At 56.0% G+C, this 723-nt stretch carries 1 protein-coding gene; it reads left to right on the plus strand.

Annotation, left to right across the window (positions count from 1 at the left end; translation table 11 throughout):
- On the plus strand, positions 1-555 hold a 555-nt coding region (locus tag ABAC402_RS39860), incomplete at its 5' end, for a transposase (protein WP_155847464.1).
- Positions 556-723 lie beyond the last annotated feature (168 nt).

Consider the following 723-nt stretch of genomic DNA (forward strand, 5'->3'; position numbering starts at 1 on the left):
AAACTGAAAGTGGTCGATGTCCGCGAACGCGACCCAATCCCGGGTGTGACGCCCATCCATTGGCGCCTGCTCACCACGCATAAGATTGATGACGTGGTGGAGGCTTTGAAAGTTGTCGACCTTTACCGGCGTCGCTGGGCCATTGAACAACTGTTCAGAACCTTGAAAACTCAGGGCTTCGACATTGAAGGCATTCGTATCGAAGATGAAGTCCCGCGCTCGAAACTGGTCACAGCCGCCCTCATTGCTGCTGTCAACGTTCAGCAACTGGTCCATGCCAGAGACGGAGCTCCCGACAACAAGCCTTTGCGGCCGCTAACCGATGCCTTCGATGCCTGTGACCTGCCACTCCTGCAAGCCTTCACTCAGAAACTGGAAGGCAAGACAGACAAGCAGAAAAACCCACATCCCCTAGGATCACTTGCTTACGGAGCATGGGTTTGCGCCCGGCTGGGAGGGTGGACCGGATACTACGGAAAGCCCGGTCCAGCCGTCATGCTCGAAGGATGGCTAAGATTTAATGACGCCAAAATCGGAGCCGCACTAAATGTGTGAATCCGATAGCCGTTCTTCACGGGGAGAGGTTAGACGCGGGGCAGCCTGCCTGAGGGGCTTATACCAACCCATTTTGACTTTGACATTCTTTCCGCAAGGGGCCCCCTCCGTCTCGACGCGCTACGATCTTCGATCTCCGCTTGCTCGCCACCTCCCCATCTAAGGGTG

Source organism: Asticcacaulis sp. AC402 (genome assembly GCF_000495835.1).
Lineage (GTDB): Bacteria > Pseudomonadota > Alphaproteobacteria > Caulobacterales > Caulobacteraceae > Asticcacaulis.